Here is an 18,984-nt window from a genome sequence, read left to right on the forward strand (position 1 = left end):
ATTATGCCGCCTTGCGCTGGCGCTCACGCTGAATCACTTCCGATGCCAACTGCAGATAGGCCTGGCTTCCGGCACATTTCAGATCGTAGAGGATCGCAGGCTTGCCGTAGGACGGCGCCTCCGAGACGCGAACGTTGCGCGGGATGAGCGTGTGATAGACCTTGTCGCCAAGATGGGTCCTGACATCGCTGACGACCTGCTGGGCGAGATTGTTGCGCGAGTCGAACATCGTCAGCACGATGCCCTGGATATCCAATGACGGGTTTACCGATCGGCGAACTTGGTCCACGGTTTCCAGCAATTGGCTGAGGCCTTCCAAGGCGAAGAACTCGCACTGCAGCGGCACCAGCACGGAATGTGCGGCCGCCATGGCATTCATCGTCAGCAGATTGAACGACGGTGGGCAATCGACGAGTACGTAGGAATATTCCATCGCCGCCGGGCTAACCAATGCCTTGCGCAACCGGAAAACCCTGTCTGCTTCCCGCGAGATCTCCATCTCGACGCCAAGAAGATCCATCGTCGAAGGGACGATCGAGAGGTTCGGAACGGCGGTTTGCTGCGCGATCTCGCCGATCCCATGGGATCCCATCATCAGCTCGTAGGACGAGAGGTTTCGATCGCGCCGCTGAATACCCAAACCGGTGCTGGCATTGCCCTGCGGATCAAGATCGAGGATGAGGACGCGCTCGCCGATCGCCGCCAAAGCGGTAGCCAGATTAATGGCGGTCGTCGTTTTACCGACTCCACCCTTCTGATTTGCGATTGTGATGATCCGATTTCTTGCGCCAAACATATTTCCGCTCGCCGATCACTGAACCTTGCGTGACAGATTTGCGATCTCGAGCACAACAGAATCCGGCTCGACGACGCTTGGATGTTTTACCAGATCGAATTGATAGCGGCCAATGGCTTTGTCGATTTCGCGCTGGTAATCCCGCCCTTTGTGGAAGTAGGCGACCGTTTTGCGCTCTTCGGCCAGCAACCACGGCGCCGAATAGTCGAGCAACAGCGTCAAGTCGGCCAATGCGCGCGCGGAAACTGCGTCTGCCTGCGGAATCACCTTTCCAGCTTCTTCGATCCGAATCGGATGAACGGAGCCACGTGCACCCGTTTCGGCCAAAGCGACTCGCAAGAATGCGGCCTTCTTGTTGTTGCTTTCGACGAGATGCACCCAGCCGTCGGCGAACTCCGAGAGATAGATCGCCGTAATGACACCCGGGAAGCCGCCGCCGCTGCCGAGATCAACCCAGGTCTTCGGCTCGGGAGACAGTTGCGCAAGCTGCAGACTGTCGACGATATGACGGCGCCATAAATCCTCGATCGTCGAGGGCGCCACGAGGTTGATCGACTTCGCCCATTTCTGAAAGAGGCGGGCAAAATGCTCCAGTCGTTCATTCGTTTCACGTGAAACACGCAGTCCGTTCAACACGTCGACTGGACTCGTTTTCATTGTGCATTCGCCTTCTCTTCGCGTTCTACGGTTCCGTTCTGGCGCTTCAACCAGGCAAGAATCAGCGACGCCGCGGCCGGGGTCATGCCGTCGACCTTCATCACCTGCGCCAGGTTTCGCGGTGCCTGCTGCTTCAGCTTCTGCTTCAGCTCATTGGACAAGCCCGACAGTTTGTCAAAGTCAAAGCCATCGGGAATGACCAGATTTTCCTCACGACGAATGCCGGCTATGTCCGCCGCCTGGCGGTCCATATAGACCGCATAGGCAGCATCAATCTCTAGCGCCTCGACGACCCGCGGGCCAATCGACGACAGCTCCGGCCAGATCGGCAGCAGCGAAGCGATCGATTGCTCCGGATAGGAGAGGATCTCAAAGGCAGTGCGCCGCTGCCCGTCCTGGTTCAACTTCAGGCCATGGCGATTGCCTTCCGCCGGTGTCACCGAAAGGCTCTTCAACAGTTGCCGACCGTCGTCGAACTGAGCCCGCCAATCGACAAAACGATCACGGCGCGCATCGGAGACGCAGCCGAGCTCCATCGCCAATGGTGTGAGACGGGCATCGGCATTGTCGGCTCGCAGCGACAAACGATACTCCGCGCGAGATGTGAACATGCGGTAGGGTTCAGTGATGCCGCGCGACGTCAGATCATCGATCATGACGCCGATATAGGAATTGGTGCGGCTGAAGATCACCTCCGGTCGTCCGGTCGCAAGCAAAGCCGCGTTCAAACCCGCGACCAATCCTTGCGCGCCAGCTTCCTCGTAACCGGTCGTCCCGTTGATCTGTCCCGCCAGGAACAGGCCGGGCATCTTGCGCACCGCCAGTGTCGCATTCAACTCGCGCGGATCCACATGGTCATATTCGATGGCATAGCCGGGCTGCAGGATCGTCACATTCTCCAAGCCGGGGATCGTTCGAATGAACGCGTCTTGGATATCGGCGGGCAGCGACGTCGAGATCCCGTTCGGATAGATGGTGTCATCGTCGAGGCCTTCCGGCTCCAGGAAGATCTGATGGCCGTCGCGCTCGCCAAAGCGGACGATCTTGTCTTCGATCGACGGGCAATAGCGCGGGCCGACACCTTCGATCTGGCCCGAATACATGGCCGACTTGCCGATGTTGTCGGTAATGATCTTGTGCGTTGCCTCCGTCGTGCGCGTCACACCGCAATCAATCTGCCGGTTCAAAATACGGTCGGTCATGAAGGAGAAGGGCACAGGATCCTCGTCCGGGCCTTGCCTCCCGACACGATCCCAGTCGATCGTGCGTCCATCGAGGCGTGCCGGCGTACCGGTCTTCAAGCGGCCAAGCTTCAGACCGTAGCGCAACAGCGTCCCGGAAAGACCAACCGATGGTTCTTCGCCAACGCGGCCGGCAGGGATCTTCTGATCGCCAATGTGGATCAAGCCCTTCAGGAAGGTGCCAGTCGTCAGGACCACGGCCTTTGATACAAACGACCGCGCGTCCTTCATCACGACGCCGCTGACTTTTCCGTCCGCCTCGACAAGGTCGAAAGCATCGCCCTCGATGACCGTCAGGTTGGCGATGGCGGCGATCTCGCGTTGCATGGCTTCGCGATAGAGGCGCCGGTCAGCCTGTGTGCGCGGACCGCGGACAGCAGGGCCCTTGCGCCGGTTGAGGAGGCGAAACTGAATACCGCCGGCATCGGCGACGCGGCCCATCAGGCCGTCCATCGCGTCGATCTCGCGCACCAGGTGACCCTTGCCCAATCCACCAATCGCCGGGTTGCAGGACATCACGCCGATGGTCGACGCCTTGTGGGTAATCAGTGCCGTATTAGCACCGAGACGCGCAGCCGCGGCTGCCGCCTCGCAGCCCGCATGGCCGCCGCCAATGACGATGACGTCATACTGGATCATTGTTCATATCTCCAAACCCGCACCGCTTCGCGCCGGCACGATTCGTTTCACGTGAAACACAACGAAGGACTCGCAAACGTTGTATCGTTGTTTCCACAGACTATTTTCCAATACAGAATTCGGAAAATATCACATCCAAGAGGTTCTCGACATCCACCCGGCCGGTAATCCGCCCGATGGCATCGCCAGCGAGACGAAGCTGTTCAGCTCGGATGTCGAGACCATAACTTTCCCCCGCCAAGCTTGCTTCGATTGCTCGAAGTGCTTGCCGCAGGCTATCGACATGGCGGCGACGCGACGGCAAAGCGAGTGCGGTGCGGCCACTAAGGTCGGGCAGGTGACTGGCGATCGCATCCAACAGGCGATCCATGCCTTCACCGGTCCTGACCGAAATAAAGACGTCGGCCGCATCGGGAGACCACCGCCGGTCCGGTTGATCGATCTTTGTTGCCACCCGCAAAACGGGCGTGCCGTCAGCGGCGATCTCGGACAAAGAGTCGAAGCCGCCCATCGACTCCGACAGAAGGAGGATCAGATCTGCCCGCTCGATAACTTCTCGCGCGCGACGGATACCCTCTTGCTCGACACGTTCGTCGGTTTCACGCAATCCCGCAGTGTCGTAAAGTTTGACAGAGAATCCGGCTAATGAAAGGTCGACTGAGAGTACGTCGCGCGTCGTTCCGGCGATTTCCGTGACGATGGCGATATCCCTCTGCGCCAGTGCATTGAGCAAACTCGACTTGCCGGCGTTCGGCTCGCCCGCGATGACGATCTTCAACCCGTCCCGGATGATCTCGGCGAGCGGCGCATCAGCGATGTGGGCGGCGATCTCCTGTGCCAGCGTCGCCATGTCCTGCCAGATACGCTCGCTCACCGAACCCGGCACATCGTCCTCGTCGGCAAAATCGAGCTCAGCCTCGATCATCGCCCGTGCATGGGTGAGACGTTTCGCCCAGGCCGCATAGACCTTCGATTGCCCGCCGCCCGAATGCTCGATCGCCAGGCGGCGCTGCATTTCGGTCTCGGCAACGATCAGGTCGGCGAGCCCCTCGACTTCCACCAGATCCAGCTTGCCGTTCTGGAAGGCGCGCCGTGAAAACTCGCCCGCTTCGGCGTGCCGCAAGCCCTCGAACTGGGAGAGCTCCTCGAGCAGGGCGTTTACCGCAGCGCGGCCGCCATGGATCTGAAACTCGGCGCAATCCTCGCCGGTGAAGGAGGCAGGCGCGCGAAAATAGAGTACAAGGCCGCTATCGATCACGAGACCGTTGCGGGTCCGAATCGATTTGAGCGTCGCTGTTCGCGGCAACGGCACGTCGCCGCACAATGCCTGTAAGACCGCCGCGGTGTGCTGGCCGCTGACACGCACGACCGCGACGCCAGAGGGCAGGGCCCCGCTGGAAAGCGCATATATCGTGTGCATCGCTGTCATTGGCTCACCTGAAAGACCGCGAAAGCCGTTATGCAGTTCGCTGGTCGAAACAATGGGGATCATCGAAGTTCGGGACCGGATCGTTTCACTTCGCGGAGCAGGCTCACGCAGAATGAAAACTGTATCTCAACGGGTCGGGGAGCTTATGCCGAAACGGCGTTGAAATATCAAGGTACTGCCACGCGCGTGTTTCACGGCATCGGCATGTTTCACGTGAATCAGCCGGAAACGATCGCGAAATCGAGATCCAGATGATCCCGATTGTTGCGAAGCCGAATCAATACCTGCTGTGAATCCGGCTAAGTTTTTTGGAAAGCAAAACCGGCCGAGTAAGGTCGGCCGGTCTCTGATTTCGGATATCGACTGCGTCTTACGTGTTCATCGAGTCGAAGAAGTCGCCATTGTTCTTCGTCTGCTTGAGCTTGTCGATGAGGAACTCGATCGCATCGGTCGTGCCCATCGGCGCCAGAATGCGGCGGAGCACGAAGATCTTCTGCAGATCCTGGCGCGGCACCAGCAGGTCTTCCTTACGCGTACCGGACTTGAGGATGTCCATAGCCGGGAAGATGCGCTTGTCGGCGACCTTGCGGTCGAGCACGATTTCCGAGTTACCGGTACCCTTGAATTCTTCGAAGATGACTTCGTCCATGCGGCTGCCGGTATCGATCAGCGCGGTCGCGATGATCGTCAGCGAGCCGCCTTCTTCGATGTTACGGGCAGCACCGAAGAAGCGCTTCGGACGCTGCAGGGCATTGGCGTCGACACCACCGGTCAGGACCTTGCCCGATGACGGAACGACCGTGTTGTAGGCGCGGCCGAGGCGGGTGATCGAGTCGAGCAGGATGACGACGTCGCGGCCGTGTTCGACAAGGCGCTTCGCCTTTTCGATGACCATTTCGGCCACCTGCACGTGGCGGGTTGCCGGCTCGTCGAAGGTCGACGAAACGACTTCGCCCTTCACCGAGCGCTGCATGTCCGTCACTTCTTCCGGACGCTCGTCGATCAGGAGAACGATTAGGTAGCATTCCGGATGGTTGGCGGTGATCGAATGCGCAATGTTCTGCAGGAGAACGGTCTTACCGGTGCGCGGCGGCGCGACGATCAGGCCACGCTGGCCCTTGCCGAGCGGCGCCACGAGGTCGATGACGCGGGCGGAGAGATCTTTCGACGTCGGAACGTCGAGTTCCATCTTGAAGCGCTCGTTCGGATAGAGCGGCGTCAGGTTGTCGAAGTGAACCTTGTGACGGATCTTTTCCGGATCGTCGAAATTGATGGTGTTGACTTTGAGCAGGGCGAAGTAGCGCTCGCCTTCCTTCGGTCCGCGGATCGGGCCCTCGACCGTGTCGCCGGTCTTCAAGGAGAAGCGGCGGATCTGGGAAGGCGAGATGTAAATGTCGTCGGGACCGGGAAGGTAGTTTGCATTCGCGGAACGGAGAAAGCCGAACCCATCCTGCAGGACTTCAACGACGCCTTCGCCGATGATTTCGATATCCTGTGCGGCAAGCATCTTGAGGATCGCGAACATCAGCTCCTGCTTGCGCATCGTGCTGGCGTTTTCGACCTCGAGCTCCTCGGCAAAGGCGAGCAGATCGGTCGGCGTCTTGTTCTTGAGTTCTTGTAGCTTCATTTCAGCCATGAAGGATCCATGTTTGGTATGGGTAATGGAGAGATGGCGAGTATTCGTTGGGGAGCTGCGGCTGGAAGAGGCAGGCTCTTGTCTTTGTCACAAGCCATGAAGAGGAGATGGCAGAAAATAGCGATTCACGTGAAACCCCGCAAGGGGCTGTCGCAAATTAGAAACGACTATTGCAAACCACAAATCGATTAAATTCAGAATGGCTTCACCACGACCATGATCACGATGAGAATCATCAGCAGCGTCGGGGCCTCGTTCATCAGCCGCCAATAGCGCGCGTCGTGCTTGTTTTCGTCACGCTGAAATTCGCGAACGGCTCGGCTGAAGCGCATGTGGACACCCGTCAGCAGCACCACGAACAGGAGCTTGGCGTGCAGCCAGCCGCCCTGGAAGCCATAGACGCTCCAGGCGAGGTAAAGCCCGAGCACCCAGGAGATCATCATCGCCGGGTTCATGATGACCTTCAAAAGCCGCATCTCCATCATCTTGAAGGTTTCCGACTGCGCCGAGCCCGGCTCGGCGTCGGTGTGATAGATGAAGAGGCGCGGCATGTAGAGAAGGGCCGCCATCCAGGACATGACCGCGATGACATGCAGCGCCTTGATCCAGAGATAGAGATCATCCGGCTGCCAAAGGAACAGACCGACAAGAAGCGCGACGAAAGCGCCGAGCGCAATCGCTGCCCTGAGCCGCGCCCTGTTGCCGGGCGCCTGATCGGTCTGTTTCTCCGCCATCAGCTTGCTCCGCGGACCCGGGCAACCAGGGCCGACACGTGATCCGGATCGGCCTGCGGCGTGATGCCATGGCCGAGATTGAAGATCAGCGGTCCATGGCCAAGCGCATCGAGAATACGGTCGATGCCTTCCGCGAGCGCCGTGCCGCCCGCAACGACCCGCATCGGATCGAGGTTGCCCTGGACGGGCCCTTCCTTCTGCAGATCCTGCGCAAAGGAAAGCGGCACGGTCCAGTCAAGACCGATGGCATCGGCGCCCGTCGCCTGGCGATAGGTCTTCAGTAGCTGACCGGCGCCTTTCGCAAAGGCGATGATCTTCGCGTTCGGCCGCTGCGCCCGGACCGAAGCGATCATCCGGCGAACCGGCTTGACGGCATAACGGGCGAATTCCTCCTCGCCGAGAACCCCCGCCCAGGAATCGAAGATCTGCACCGCATCGGCGCCGGCATCGATCTGCCGCACGAGATAATCGGCCGAGACATCAGCAAGGAAAGACAGCAGGTGATCGAAGGCTTCCGGATTGCGGTAAGCGAAGAGACGGGCAGGGGCCTGGTCCGGCGTTCCGTGTCCGGCGATCATATAGGTCGCAACCGTCCAGGGAGCGCCACAGAAGCCGAGCAGCGTCGTTTCTCCGGGGAGTTCGGCGCGCAACCGCGACACCGTCTCGAATACCGGCTGGAGGTGCTCGGCGATGCCCTCAGGCTTCAGGCTAAGGATGCCGTCGACATCGATCGGATCCATTCGCGGCCCATGACCTTCCTCGAAGCGCACATTGCGTTTCAGAGCATCCGGGATGACCAGGATATCGGAAAAGAGAATGGCGGCATCGAAAGCATATCGACGGATCGGCTGCAGCGTCACCTCGACTGCGAGATCCGGCGTGTAACAGAGATCGAGGAAGCTTCCGGCCTTAGCCCGCGTTGCCCTGTACTCCGGCAGGTATCGACCGGCCTGGCGCATGAGCCAGATCGGAGGAGGAGACACCGTCTTCCCTGCCAAAACCTCCAGAACCTTTCTGCGCGTTTCGGTCACGGATCATCTCTCCCAATCTAAAATCAAAGATATTTAGAAGGTTTCTATTTCTTAGAGTCGGTGGGTATCAAGGATTAAAACAACCCACCAACTTGTCCACGGTTGCAGATCGGGATGAAGCGCGCCGGGACAACAACTGCGCCATCTGGAAAAACAGTGCAGATAGGCGAATAAAGGCCTTTTGATTCAGTCGATTAGCGACACAGAGATTTCGACCGGGCTTGTGGACAAACGGTTGATACGCGTGACACTTTGTCATCGCCGCGAGTCTTTTCCACATTTGCCGCGGAGCATTTTCCGCGGCTGCGCCAATTGTGAATAAGTCGGCTGTTTTCCACTTGCCTGGATCGGCACCGCGTCGTTAGCTGTTCTTCATCCCGGCTTATCAACAGCACCAGGAGAATTGCGTGGAGAACAAGAAAAACTACTTCCACCTTCACCTGATTTCGGACTCGACCGGTGAGACTCTGATCGCCGCAGGGCGCGCGGCAGCGGCTCAATTCCAGAGTTCCCATGCGCTGGAACATGTCTATCCGCTGATCCGCAACCGCAAACAATTGCTGCAGGTTCTCGATGCGATCGATGGCGCGCCCGGCATCGTGCTCTACACGATTGTCGACCGGGAACTCGCCGATATCATCGACCGGCGTTGCCGCGACATGGGTGTCCCTTGTGTCTCGGTGCTCGACCCGATCATCGACCTCTTCCAGTCCTATCTGGGATCGCCCTCGCGCCGTCGCTCCGGCGCCCAGCATGTGATGGATGCGGAATACTTCGCCCGTATCGATGCGCTCAACTTTACGATGGACCACGACGATGGTCAGTTGCCTGCCGATTTCGACGAGGCCGATGTCGTTCTCGTCGGCATCAGCCGGACGTCGAAGACGCCGACCAGCATCTATCTCGCCAACCGCGGCATCAAGACCGCCAACATTCCGATCGTCCCCGGCGTGCCGTTGCCGGACAGATTGATGGAGGCGACGAAGCCGCTCGTCGTCGGTCTGATCGCCACCGCCGACCGCATCTCACAAGTGCGCCAGCACCGGGTACTCGGAACGACGCAAGGGTTCCATGGTGATCAATATACGGACAAGGCCTCGATTACCGAGGAACTGAAATATGCCCGGTCACTTTGCGCCCGCAACAACTGGCCGGTCATCGATGTTACCCGCCGTTCGATCGAGGAAACCGCGGCGGCCATCGTTGCCCTGCGTCCGCGTCTGCGCTAGACCCGAATCGAACAATACGGGAACCTGCTTGATGAATCCTTTGCTCGTCCTGGCCTCGGCAAGCCGGTTTCGCCGTGCGCTCCTGGAAAATGCCGGCCTCGTTTTCGAGGCGAAGGCTGCCAAGATCGATGAACGGGCGCTGGAAAAGCCGCTCGAAGAAGCCGGTGTTGCGCCCGAAACCGTAGCGCTCGCGCTGGCGGAGGCAAAGGCGCGCGACGTCATCAGGCATTTTGACGACGCGCTGGTGATCGGCTCGGACCAGACCATGTCCTTAGGAGCGCGGGTCTATCACAAGCCAAAGGACATGGCGGAAGCGGCACAGCATCTGCTTTCGCTGTCGGGCAAGACCCATCGCCTGAACAGCGCCATCGTGCTGTTGCGCGGCGAAGAGGTTGTCTGGCGGCACGTCTCTTCCGCGCACATGACCGTGCGGCCGCTGACGGCAGACTTCGTCAGGCGCCACCTGGAGCGTGTCGGCGAAAAGGCACTTTCGAGCGTCGGCGCCTACCAACTGGAAGGCGAGGGGATCCAGCTCTTCGAAAAGATCGAGGGCGACTATTTCACCATCCTCGGTCTTCCGATGCTGCCGCTGCTCGCCAAACTTCGTGAACTGGGAACGATCGATGCGTGATTCACGTGAAACATTTGTTAACCACGCCTTCGTCACCGGCTATCCGATCAAGCATTCCCGGTCGCCTCTGATCCACGGCTATTGGCTGAAACAGCTCGGTCTGCCCGGCAGCTATCGCGCCCATGAGGTACGTCCGGAAGATTTCGGCGGCTTCATTGCAAGCCTCAAGGACGGAACGTCCGGCTTCTGCGGCGGCAATGTCACCATCCCGCACAAGGAACTCGCCTGTCGCCTGGCGGATCGACCCGATGAACTGAGCCAGGAGCTCGGCGCCGCCAATACGCTTTGGGTTGAAGATGGAGAGGTTCGCGCCACCAACACCGATGGCCGCGGCTTCGTTGCCAATCTCGATGAGCGGGCCGTCGGCTGGGACAAGACGTCGACCGCCGTTGTCCTCGGCGCCGGCGGCGCCAGCCGCGCGGTCATCCAGGCGGTCCGTGATCGCGGCATCAAGACGATCCATGTTGTCAATCGGACGGTCGAGCGGGCGAAGGAGCTCGCCGATCGTTTCGGACCGTCGGTCGAAGCGCATCCCATGGGCGCGCTCAAGGAGGTGATGGCGGGTGCAGGCCTGTTCATCAACACCACTTCCCTTGGCATGGACGGCAGCGAAGCGCTGGCGATCGATTTCGGCATCATGGCTTCCGGCGCGGTCGTGACGGACATCGTCTATGTTCCGCTGAAGACGCCGATCCTGGCCCAGGCGGAGGCGCAAGGTCTTGCGATCGTCGACGGCCTGGGCATGCTTCTGCATCAGGCCGTGCCCGGCTTCGAGCTCTGGTTTGGCTGTCGGCCAACGGTCGATGCCGCGCTTCGACAGCGCATCATCGATGATATGGACAGGCACTGATGATGATCCTCGGCCTGACAGGATCGATCGCCATGGGCAAGTCGACGACGGCCCAGATGTTCCGTGATTTCGGCGTTCCGGTGAACGATGCCGACGAGGTCGTGCACGAACTTTATCGCGGCGAGGCGGTTACGCCGGTCGAGGCGGCCTTTCCCGGAACGACGAAAGACGGCGAGGTCGATCGCGCCGAACTGTCGCGCCAGCTCATGGAGGCGCCGGGACGGCTGCCTGAACTCGAGGCGATCGTTCATCCGCTCGTGCGCAAGAAGGAACAGGAATTCCTAACGAAGAACGCGGGCGCGCCCTTTGTCGTCCTGGACATCCCGCTGCTGTTTGAAACGGGTGCGGAAAAGCGGGTCGACCGCGTCGTGGTAGTCACCTGCTCGGCCGAACTCCAGCGCGAAAGAGCGTTGAAGCGCCCGGGAATGACCGAGGAAAAACTCGCGATGATCCTTGCACGGCAGGTGCCCGACAGCGAAAAGCGTAAACGCGCCGACTACATCATCGATACCAGCGACAGTTTCGACGTCACCCGCGGCCAGGTGAAGGCGGTCGTCGACGAGCTCGCAGCCAGCAACGGAGACACGGATGCGTGAGATCATCTTCGATACGGAAACGACAGGCCTCGACAATCGCGAGGACCGCGTGATCGAAATCGGCGGTGTCGAGCTCGAAAATCAGTTTCCGACCGGCCGCACGCTGCACATCTTCATCAATCCCGGCAGCCGCAAGGTTCACCCGGACGCGCTCGCCATCCACGGCATCACCGACGAATTCCTGAAGGACAAACCGCCCTTCGCCGATGTCGTCGACGAGATCCTCGATTTCTTCGGTGATGCGCGTTGGGTCGCGCACAACGCCACCTTCGACATGGGCTTCGTCAACGCCGAGTTCGCCCGCCTGGGACTGCCGCCGATTGCTGTCGACCGGGTGACGGACACATTGGCGCTTGCGCGCCGCAAGCACCCGATGGGGCCGAACTCGCTCGATGCGCTTTGCCGTCGTTACGGCATCGACAATTCGCATCGCGCGAAACACGGCGCTCTTCTCGACTCCGAACTCTTGGCCGAAGTCTATATCGAGATGATCGGCGGTCGGCAGGCTGCGCTCGGCCTTGTCTCGACGAAATCGGCCGGGCAGTCGATCGAACTCGATGATGCGCCGATCGTCATCGGCCAGCGTCCGCGTCCGCTGCCGAGCCGGCTGTCGCAGGACGATCTTGCGGCGCACGCTGCGCTGATCGCGAAGATCGGCGCCAAGGCGATCTGGGCAAAATACGAACCCCAGGAATAATAGGCATCAAAAAAGCCCGGCGCGAACCGGGCTTCTTTGCTCCAGCGTTCTGGATTTTGATCAGTTCGCGGTTTCGTTCGCGCTCGAAACCTGGGCACGGACCTTTTCTTCGGCCATGCGCTGCGCGAACATCTGCGCGAAGTCGATCGGGTCGATCATCAGCGGCGGGAAGCCACCGTTGCGGGTCGCGTCGGCAACGATCTGCCGCGCGAACGGGAACAACAGGCGCGGGCACTCGATGAAGAGCAGCGGCAGCATGTGCTCCTGCGGGAAACCTGCAACGCGGAAGACGCCGCCATAGGCCAGCTCGACGTTGAAGAGAACCCGTTCGCCGTCCTTGGCTTCGGCATTCAGCGACAGGACGACGTCGAAATCGTTCTCTGCGAGCGGGTTGGCGTTGACATTGACGTTGATGTTGATCGACGGCGCCTTGTCACGAGCCTGCAGCGAACGCGGAGCGCCCGGGTTTTCGAAGGAAAGGTCCTTGATATACTGGGCGAGGATGTTCAGCGACGGGCTCTGCTGCGCGCTGCCGTTGCCGTTGGATGCGGTATCAGTCGTCATAAGGGTTCCTCGACATCAATTCGGTGAGGCCATCTAGCATTTCGGCCTGGGGCTTACAACCCTGCGGACCCGGCCCGTTCGGCCGGATGCGGGTACCTTTGCTCCAAACCGCGAAGCCGGGAAAATGCTCCAGAATGTGGGCGACGGAGTGCCGTTTGCGCATTCTTTTGGTCAGGGGCGATGGCGATCGCCGTTTTGCGGCGGATCCTCGTCGTCCGTCCGCGAGAATTCGCCTTCGTCGAGGTCGATGACGCGCGGCGAGGGCCGTGGTTCTCGCGGGTCGTTTTGTTGGTACCAGTTCGCCCCGGATGCCGCGGTCACGATCGTCATCCGCTTGCGCAGGTAGGCGGCCACGCCATTCCGGACCAAGGGCAGAAACAGGAGGAGCCCGATCACGTCGCTGACGAAGCCCGGCACGATGAGCAGGATCGCCGCGACGAACAACAAGGCGCCGCCGATCACCTCTCGGCCCGGGTCACTGCCGGTGCGGGTGGCATCCTGCATCCGGCGGATGACGGCAAATCCCTGGACCCTGAGCAGGATCACACCCACAAATGCGCTTGCAAGCACCAGAAGCAGCGTCATCAAAAGCCCGATCTCTCGGCCGACGACGACGAAACCGGCGATTTCGGCGAGCGGGAGCCCGAGGATGACGAGGGGGATAAGAATTGAACGCATCGATGCTGCCCGAAAATGAAACCTGGTGTCAGAACCCCTTCTACCGCATGTTTCCTCAAAGCGTCTCCGATTTCAGGGCAAAAGCATGCAGCAACTCTGAAGGATCACAGCGATCTTTGCGCATCTTAAAAGACGCGCGACGCCGTAAGAGTGCGGACATCGCCATTTGAATGATCTATTCTTGCGGACTATATGGAAATAGCCACGAGAAAATCTAACAGCGGTTCCGGGTGGAAATGGGCTCCTTCGACTTCATCACGTTTTTTTTCCTGATCGCCGCGGTGGTCATCTTCCTGCAACTGCGCAGCGTCTTGGGCCGTCGGACAGGGAGCGAGCGGCCGCCGTTCGATCCTTACTCGCCGCGTGATATGAGCCAGGGGCCGGAAAACGGCGACAAGGGCAAAGTCGTGCAGTTGCCGCGGCGCGAGAATGCGGACGAACAAGCGGGGCGCTACGAATCGATCGATACCTTCGCCAAGGCGGGCACGACACTGAATACCCAGCTTCGGTCGCTGAGCGACGCTGATCCGAGCTTCGATCCGAAGGAATTCGTCCACGGCGCCAAGATGGCCTACGAGATGATCGTCATGGCTTTTGCTGACGGTGACCGCAAGACGTTGAAGAACCTGCTGTCCCGCGAGGTCTATGAAGGCTTCGACGCGGCGATCACCGATCGCGAGCGCAAGGGCGAAGTTGTCAAGTCCACCTTTGTCGGCATCGACAAGGCGGACATCATTCACGCCGAAGTGAAGGACAGCGAGGAAAACATCACGGTGCGCATCGTCAGCCAGCTGATTTCGGCGACCTATGACAAGCAAGGTGGCCTGATCGACGGCGATGCCGAGTCGGTCGCCGAGGTCAACGATCTCTGGACTTTTGCACGCGACATCCGTTCGCGGGATCCAAACTGGAAACTGATCGCCACCGAATCCGAAAACTGAGCGGACGGGGCTGCCATGTCCTTTCGACTTGAACCCGTCAGTTTCGACGATCTTCCCGGCTGGCGGGACGACGACCCGACCAAGGTGATCGAGGCGATGCGGCGCTGTCAGAAGCACGTCTCGACGGTCAAGCCCTATCGCACCGGTTCGCTCGGGATCTCGGTCGATGATCTGATGCCGGCGCTCTCGGCTTCGTCGGCAGACATCGATACGGCTGAAGGCGCGCGGGCATTTTTCGAGAAGCACTTCGTGCCGTTCCTAATCGGCCCGGACGCCGGTTCCGGATTCGTGACCGCGTTCTACGAACCAGAAATCGAAGTTCGTGCTGAAGCGAACGAAACCTATCGTTATCCGCTTTATCGGCGGCCGGCCGACCTAGTCGATATCGACGACAGCAACCGACCCGATGGCATGGATCCCTATTTCGCCTTTGGCCTTTCTGACGGTGACCGGATCAGCGAGTATCCGGACAGGCGGGCCATCGAACAGGGTTATTTGGCCGGCCGCAGCCTGGAGATTGCCTATGCAAAATCCAAGATCGATGTCTTCTTCGTGCATGTGCAGGGTGCGGCGCGACTCGTTTTCCCGGACGGTTCGCGCCGTCGCGTGACCTATGCCGCCAAGACCGGCCACTATTTCTCGCCGGTCGGCAAGTTGCTGATCGAACGCGGCAAGATCGATGCCGCGACCGTCTCGATGATGAGCATCCGTGCCTGGCTGGAGGGGCACCCGGACGATGTCGATGAAGTGCTCTGGCACAACCGGTCGTTCATCTTCTTCCGCGAGGCTGCGGTCGAGGACGAGCACCTGGGTCCGATCGCCGCCGCCAAGGTCTCGCTCGAGCCGGGACGTTCCTTGGCGGTGGATCGCCTCATCCACACTTTCGGCGTGCCCTTCTACATCGCGAGCGAGAGCCTGACGCGCCTCGACGACGGAAAGCCCTTCCAGCGCCTGATGCTGGCGCTCGACACGGGTTCGGCGATCGTTGGACCGGCGCGCGGTGACATCTTCACCGGTTCCGGCTTCGAGGCTGGCGAACGGGCCGGTGCGGTCCGCAACGCGGCGGATTTTTATGTGTTTGTTCCGAGGGCCGCCGCGGCACGATACGGCCATGCCTAAGGAAAAGAAGCTCACATCCGAAGATCGCATTCTCTGGGGCAAGGTTGCCCGCTCGACGAGACCGATGCCGGGCCGGCTCGACGACCTGATGGAGATGTTGGCCGAGGACGAACAGCCAAAGCCGCAGGAAGAACCGAAAGCCAAGCAGCAACAGAAACCGACCGGTACCGTCGAGCCGCCGGGCATCACACTGACGAAAAAGCCGGGCGAGAAAGTGCATCATCCGCTTGAGCAGCCGGTCAAGCGTAAGCTTGCCAAGGGGCGCCTGACACTCGAAGCGCGCATCGACCTGCACGGCATGATCCAGAGCGAAGCGCATGGATTGCTGCTGCAGTTTCTTCTGAGGGCGCATGAGCGGGGGCTGCGCCATGTGCTCGTCATCACCGGCAAGGGCACCTCGTTCGGTAGCGACGGCGCTTTGAAACGGGCTGTGCCGCTTTGGTTCTCCCTGCCTGAGTTCCGGCCGCTGATCTCGTCCTACGAGCAGGCTGCCCGCAACCATGGCGGAGAGGGCGCTCTCTACGTTCGGTTGGCGCGTACCCGCGGGAGCGCGATATGACGCCCTTTGGCGAGGCGCTGCGCGAACTCAGGCGCAGGAAGGGTGTGTCGCAGAAGCAGATGGCGGCGGCGCTCAACGTTTCTGCCGCCTATCTCTCAGCGCTCGAACACGGAAAGCGCGGTGCGCCGAGCTTCGATTTTCTCCAGCGGGTGGCAGGCTACTTCAACGTCATCTGGGATGAGGCGGAGGAATTGTTCCGTATCGCCAATGTCTCCGCCCCGAGGGTCGTGCTGGACACGTCGGGCCTGACGCCGGAGCACACCGCATTTGCCAACCGGCTCAGCGAGCAAATCCGCGCTTTGTCGCCAGAGACGATCCGCGCCCTGGAAGATGTTTTGGAAAAAGCCACATTTCCTGATAATGACAGGGGATGAATGCCTGTTTCCGGCCGCTGCCTGGCGGTCCGGGATTTGGAACCGTGGACAAATTTTCTATAGTCCACGAGGCGTCCGAGACGTGATTCGCAACGAATCACCATGTCCGAAGAACCTGGAAAGACCCGTAGCTGAATGACCGATATTCCTGAGACCGAAACCGGCGCCAGCGCCGAATATGGTGCCGATTCCATCAAGGTGCTGAAGGGCCTGGATGCCGTGCGCAAGCGGCCTGGCATGTATATCGGCGACACGGACGACGGCTCCGGTCTACACCACATGGTCTACGAGGTCGTCGACAACGCGATCGACGAGGCGCTCGCCGGTCATGCCGACATCGTCACGGTGTCGCTCAATCCGGATGGATCGGTGACGGTAACCGACAACGGCCGCGGTATCCCGACCGACATCCACAAGGAAGAAGGCGTCTCGGCGGCCGAGGTCATCATGACTCAGCTCCACGCCGGCGGTAAGTTCGATCAGAACTCCTACAAGGTTTCCGGCGGTCTGCATGGCGTTGGCGTCTCGGTGGTCAACGCGCTTTCGGTCTCGCTGAAACTGAAGATCCGCCGCTCCGGCAGGATCCACGAGATGAGCTTTACCCACGGGGTCGCCGATGGCCCGCTTGCGGTGACAGGCGATGCAGGCGACGCAACCGGCACCGAAGTGACGTTCCTACCGAGCGCCGAGACCTTCTCCAAGACCGAGTTCGACTACTCGACCCTGGAACACCGTCTGCGCGAACTCGCCTTCCTGAACTCCGGCGTCCGCATCATGTTGACGGACAAGCGCCATTCCGACATTCGCCAGGACGAGATGATGTATGACGGCGGCCTTGAAGCCTTCGTCGCCTATCTCGACCGGGCGAAGAAGCCGCTGGTGCACAAGCCGGTCGCCATTCGTGGCGAGAAGGACGGCATCACCGTTGAAGTCGCCATGTGGTGGAACGACAGCTACCACGAAAACGTGCTCTGCTTCACCAACAACATCCCGCAGCGCGACGGCGGCACCCATATGGCCGGTTTCCGCGCGGCGCTGACCCGACAGGTCACCTCCTACGCGGATTCCTCGGGCATTACGAAAAAGGAAAAGGTCACGCTCCAGGGCGAGGACTGCCGCGAGGGCCTGACGGCCGTTCTTTCGGTCAAGGTTCCGGATCCGAAGTTCTCGTCGCAGACGAAGGACAAGCTGGTATCGTCGGAAGTGCGCCCGGTGGTCGAAAGCCTCGTCAACGAAGCGCTCAGCACCTGGTTCGAGGAACATCCGAGCGAAGCCAAGATCCTCGTCGGCAAGGTGGTCGAAGCGGCTGCTGCCCGCGAGGCCGCCCGCAAGGCCCGCGAACTGACGCGCCGCAAGGGTGCGCTCGACATCTCGTCGCTGCCCGGAAAGCTTGCCGACTGCTCCGAGCGCGATCCGGCCAAGTCCGAGCTCTTCCTGGTGGAAGGGGACTCGGCAGGCGGCTCCGCCAAGCAGGGCCGTTCGCGCGAAAACCAGGCGATCCTGCCGCTTCGCGGCAAGATCCTCAATGTCGAACGCGCCCGCTTCGACAAGATGCTGTCGAGCCAGGAAATCGGCACGCTGATCACCGCGCTCGGCACCTCGATCGGCAAGGACGAGTTCAATGCCGACAAGCTGCGCTACCACAAGATCATCATCATGACGGACGCCGACGTCGACGGCGCCCATATCCGCACCCTGCTGCTCACCTTCTTCTTCCGCCAGATGCCGGAACTGATCGAGCGCGGCCATCTCTATATCGCCCAGCCGCCGCTCTATAAGGTGATGCGCGGCAAGTCGGCCCAGTACCTCAAGAACGAGCAGGCACTGGAAGACTATCTGATCACGATGGGCCTTGAAGAAGCGACGCTGGAGCTGGAATCGGGCGAAGTGCGCGCCGGCCAGGATCTGCGCGAAGTCATCAACGACGCGCTCCGCCTGCGCAATCTGATGAACGGGCTGCACTCGCGCTACAATCGCTCCATCGTCGAGCAGGCGGCGATTGCCGGCGCGCTGAATGTCGAGCTCAACGGCCAGCGCGACGCCTATGAGGCGGTCGCCACGGAAGTTGCCCGTCGCCTCGACGTCATCGCCGAGGAAACCGAACGCGGTTGGGCCGGTGCGGTCACGGCCGAAGGCGGTCTCCGCCTCGAGCGCATGGTTCGCGGCGTCAAGGAAGTCGCCGTGCTCGACATGGCGCTCATCGGCTCGTCCGATGCCCGCTACATCGACCAGCTCACCGCCAAGCTCAAGGAAGTCTATGCCGCCCCGCCGGTCCTGCGCCGCCGCGACGGGACGCAGGAGATCAGCGGACCGCGTGCGCTCCTCGACGCCATTTTCGCGGCTGGCCGCAAGGGCCTGTCGATGCAGCGCTACAAGGGCCTCGGTGAGATGAACGCCGAGCAGCTCTGGGAAACGACGCTCGATCCGAACGTCCGCTCGCTGCTGCAGGTCCGGGTGGCCGATGCGACCGATGCCGACGGCCTGTTCTCGCGTCTGATGGGCGACGAGGTCGAGCCGCGCCGCGATTTCATCCAGGAGAACGCGCTGAGCGTCGCCAACCTCGACATCTGATCTTTCCGGAGA

At 60.6% G+C, this 18,984-nt stretch carries 19 protein-coding genes; 10 read left to right on the forward strand and 9 right to left on the reverse strand.

What is annotated here, in order from left to right:
• Position 1: 1 nt before the first annotated feature.
• From BHMPCIPO_RS17475 to hemE, 7 genes are all read right to left on the reverse strand, one after another.
• Positions 2 to 796, reverse strand: a complete 795-nt coding sequence (locus BHMPCIPO_RS17475) for a ParA family protein (protein WP_173517941.1) — start codon at positions 794 to 796, stop codon at positions 2 to 4.
• Positions 797 to 811: 15 nt separating this feature from the next.
• Positions 812 to 1,453, reverse strand: a complete 642-nt coding sequence (rsmG, locus tag BHMPCIPO_RS17480) for a 16S rRNA (guanine(527)-N(7))-methyltransferase RsmG (RefSeq protein ID WP_173517942.1) — start codon at positions 1,451 to 1,453, stop codon at positions 812 to 814.
• Positions 1,450 to 3,333 carry a tRNA uridine-5-carboxymethylaminomethyl(34) synthesis enzyme MnmG gene (mnmG, locus tag BHMPCIPO_RS17485; RefSeq protein WP_173517943.1) on the reverse strand — a complete coding sequence of 628 codons (1,884 nt, stop codon included), beginning with the start codon at positions 3,331 to 3,333 and terminating at the stop codon, positions 1,450 to 1,452. The genes rsmG and mnmG overlap by 4 nt, the downstream gene beginning before the upstream one ends.
• Before the next feature lie 100 nt (positions 3,334 to 3,433).
• On the reverse strand, positions 3,434 to 4,762 hold the full coding sequence (mnmE, locus tag BHMPCIPO_RS17490) for a tRNA uridine-5-carboxymethylaminomethyl(34) synthesis GTPase MnmE (protein WP_173517944.1): 1,329 nt from the start codon (positions 4,760 to 4,762) through the stop codon (positions 3,434 to 3,436).
• 370 nt (positions 4,763 to 5,132) lie between these two features.
• On the reverse strand, positions 5,133 to 6,398 hold the full coding sequence (gene rho / locus BHMPCIPO_RS17495; RefSeq protein ID WP_089044254.1) for a transcription termination factor Rho: 1,266 nt from the start codon (positions 6,396 to 6,398) through the stop codon (positions 5,133 to 5,135).
• A 194-nt stretch (positions 6,399 to 6,592) separates the two neighbouring features.
• Positions 6,593 to 7,135: a protoporphyrinogen oxidase HemJ gene (gene hemJ / locus BHMPCIPO_RS17500; RefSeq protein WP_173518209.1), complete on the reverse strand. Its 543-nt coding sequence runs from the start codon at positions 7,133 to 7,135 to the stop codon at positions 6,593 to 6,595.
• Positions 7,132 to 8,163 carry a uroporphyrinogen decarboxylase gene (hemE, locus tag BHMPCIPO_RS17505; protein ID WP_173517945.1) on the reverse strand — a complete coding sequence of 344 codons (1,032 nt, stop codon included), beginning with the start codon at positions 8,161 to 8,163 and terminating at the stop codon, positions 7,132 to 7,134. Before hemE ends, hemJ begins: the two co-directional genes overlap by 4 nt.
• 407 nt (positions 8,164 to 8,570) lie before the next feature.
• Here hemE and BHMPCIPO_RS17510 point away from each other — a divergent pair, with 407 nt between their 5' ends.
• The 5 genes from BHMPCIPO_RS17510 to dnaQ are packed head-to-tail and all read left to right on the forward strand — an operon-like array spanning position 8,571 to position 12,166.
• On the forward strand, positions 8,571 to 9,392 hold the full coding sequence (locus tag BHMPCIPO_RS17510) for a pyruvate, water dikinase regulatory protein (protein WP_173517946.1): 822 nt from the start codon (positions 8,571 to 8,573) through the stop codon (positions 9,390 to 9,392).
• 31 nt (positions 9,393 to 9,423) lie between these two features.
• On the forward strand, positions 9,424 to 10,023 hold the full coding sequence (locus tag BHMPCIPO_RS17515) for a Maf-like protein (protein ID WP_173517947.1): 600 nt from the start codon (positions 9,424 to 9,426) through the stop codon (positions 10,021 to 10,023).
• Positions 10,016 to 10,873, forward strand: coding sequence for a shikimate dehydrogenase (locus tag BHMPCIPO_RS17520; RefSeq protein WP_173517948.1), 858 nt, complete (start codon positions 10,016 to 10,018; stop codon positions 10,871 to 10,873). Before BHMPCIPO_RS17515 ends, BHMPCIPO_RS17520 begins: the two co-directional genes overlap by 8 nt.
• Positions 10,873 to 11,469: a dephospho-CoA kinase gene (gene coaE / locus BHMPCIPO_RS17525; protein WP_173517949.1), complete on the forward strand. Its 597-nt coding sequence runs from the start codon at positions 10,873 to 10,875 to the stop codon at positions 11,467 to 11,469. Before BHMPCIPO_RS17520 ends, coaE begins: the two co-directional genes overlap by 1 nt.
• Entirely contained in the window at positions 11,462 to 12,166 is a 705-nt protein-coding gene (dnaQ, locus tag BHMPCIPO_RS17530; protein WP_173517950.1) for a DNA polymerase III subunit epsilon, read from the forward strand. Before coaE ends, dnaQ begins: the two co-directional genes overlap by 8 nt.
• Positions 12,167 to 12,226: 60 nt before the next feature.
• Here dnaQ and secB read toward each other — a convergent pair whose 3' ends face one another.
• Together secB and BHMPCIPO_RS17540 are read right to left on the reverse strand one after the other, a co-directional pair.
• The gene (gene secB, locus BHMPCIPO_RS17535) at positions 12,227 to 12,730 is read right to left on the reverse strand and encodes a protein-export chaperone SecB (RefSeq protein ID WP_173517951.1); all 504 of its coding nucleotides are present in this window, start codon (positions 12,728 to 12,730) and stop codon (positions 12,227 to 12,229) included.
• A gap of 171 nt (positions 12,731 to 12,901) precedes the next feature.
• On the reverse strand, positions 12,902 to 13,408 hold the full coding sequence (locus BHMPCIPO_RS17540) for an FxsA family protein (RefSeq protein ID WP_173517952.1): 507 nt from the start codon (positions 13,406 to 13,408) through the stop codon (positions 12,902 to 12,904).
• 236 nt (positions 13,409 to 13,644) lie between these two features.
• On the opposite strand from BHMPCIPO_RS17540, the gene BHMPCIPO_RS17545 reads away from it, so the two are divergent.
• From BHMPCIPO_RS17545 to gyrB, 5 genes are all read left to right on the forward strand, one after another.
• The gene (locus tag BHMPCIPO_RS17545; RefSeq protein ID WP_173518210.1) at positions 13,645 to 14,349 is read left to right on the forward strand and encodes a Tim44/TimA family putative adaptor protein; all 705 of its coding nucleotides are present in this window, start codon (positions 13,645 to 13,647) and stop codon (positions 14,347 to 14,349) included.
• A 15-nt stretch (positions 14,350 to 14,364) separates the two neighbouring features.
• Positions 14,365 to 15,468, forward strand: a complete 1,104-nt coding sequence (gene mltA / locus BHMPCIPO_RS17550) for a murein transglycosylase A (protein WP_173517953.1) — start codon at positions 14,365 to 14,367, stop codon at positions 15,466 to 15,468.
• Positions 15,461 to 16,027, forward strand: coding sequence for a Smr/MutS family protein (locus tag BHMPCIPO_RS17555; protein ID WP_173517954.1), 567 nt, complete (start codon positions 15,461 to 15,463; stop codon positions 16,025 to 16,027). Before mltA ends, BHMPCIPO_RS17555 begins: the two co-directional genes overlap by 8 nt.
• Positions 16,024 to 16,401 (forward strand): helix-turn-helix domain-containing protein, encoded by a 378-nt coding sequence (locus tag BHMPCIPO_RS17560; protein WP_173517955.1) that lies wholly within the window; start codon positions 16,024 to 16,026, stop codon positions 16,399 to 16,401. Before BHMPCIPO_RS17555 ends, BHMPCIPO_RS17560 begins: the two co-directional genes overlap by 4 nt.
• Positions 16,402 to 16,536: 135 nt before the next feature.
• Positions 16,537 to 18,972: a DNA topoisomerase (ATP-hydrolyzing) subunit B gene (gene gyrB / locus BHMPCIPO_RS17565; protein ID WP_173517956.1), complete on the forward strand. Its 2,436-nt coding sequence runs from the start codon at positions 16,537 to 16,539 to the stop codon at positions 18,970 to 18,972.
• Positions 18,973 to 18,984: the final 12 nt, after the last annotated feature.

The sequence above is a fragment of the Ensifer sesbaniae genome, assembly GCF_013283665.1.
GTDB lineage: Bacteria > Pseudomonadota > Alphaproteobacteria > Rhizobiales > Rhizobiaceae > Ensifer > Ensifer sesbaniae.

What these genes read in the sequence shown, in the direction of transcription:
- BHMPCIPO_RS17475 (WP_173517941.1), bottom strand. Translation starts at nt 796, where the DNA reads ATGTTTGGCGCAAGAAATCGGATCATCACAATCGCAAATCAGAAGGGT.
- rsmG (WP_173517942.1), bottom strand. Translation starts at nt 1,453, where the DNA reads ATGAAAACGAGTCCAGTCGACGTGTTGAACGGACTGCGTGTTTCACGT.
- mnmG (WP_173517943.1), bottom strand. Translation starts at nt 3,333, where the DNA reads ATGATCCAGTATGACGTCATCGTCATTGGCGGCGGCCATGCGGGCTGC.
- mnmE (WP_173517944.1), bottom strand. Translation starts at nt 4,762, where the DNA reads ATGACAGCGATGCACACGATATATGCGCTTTCCAGCGGGGCCCTGCCC.
- rho (WP_089044254.1), bottom strand. Translation starts at nt 6,398, where the DNA reads ATGGCTGAAATGAAGCTACAAGAACTCAAGAACAAGACGCCGACCGAT.
- BHMPCIPO_RS17515 (WP_173517947.1), top strand. Translation starts at nt 9,424, where the DNA reads ATGAATCCTTTGCTCGTCCTGGCCTCGGCAAGCCGGTTTCGCCGTGCG.
- BHMPCIPO_RS17520 (WP_173517948.1), top strand. Translation starts at nt 10,016, where the DNA reads ATGCGTGATTCACGTGAAACATTTGTTAACCACGCCTTCGTCACCGGC.
- coaE (WP_173517949.1), top strand. Translation starts at nt 10,873, where the DNA reads ATGATGATCCTCGGCCTGACAGGATCGATCGCCATGGGCAAGTCGACG.
- dnaQ (WP_173517950.1), top strand. Translation starts at nt 11,462, where the DNA reads ATGCGTGAGATCATCTTCGATACGGAAACGACAGGCCTCGACAATCGC.
- secB (WP_173517951.1), bottom strand. Translation starts at nt 12,730, where the DNA reads ATGACGACTGATACCGCATCCAACGGCAACGGCAGCGCGCAGCAGAGC.
- BHMPCIPO_RS17540 (WP_173517952.1), bottom strand. Translation starts at nt 13,408, where the DNA reads ATGCGTTCAATTCTTATCCCCCTCGTCATCCTCGGGCTCCCGCTCGCC.
- BHMPCIPO_RS17545 (WP_173518210.1), top strand. Translation starts at nt 13,645, where the DNA reads ATGGGCTCCTTCGACTTCATCACGTTTTTTTTCCTGATCGCCGCGGTG.
- mltA (WP_173517953.1), top strand. Translation starts at nt 14,365, where the DNA reads ATGTCCTTTCGACTTGAACCCGTCAGTTTCGACGATCTTCCCGGCTGG.
- BHMPCIPO_RS17555 (WP_173517954.1), top strand. Translation starts at nt 15,461, where the DNA reads ATGCCTAAGGAAAAGAAGCTCACATCCGAAGATCGCATTCTCTGGGGC.
- BHMPCIPO_RS17560 (WP_173517955.1), top strand. Translation starts at nt 16,024, where the DNA reads ATGACGCCCTTTGGCGAGGCGCTGCGCGAACTCAGGCGCAGGAAGGGT.
- gyrB (WP_173517956.1), top strand. Translation starts at nt 16,537, where the DNA reads ATGACCGATATTCCTGAGACCGAAACCGGCGCCAGCGCCGAATATGGT.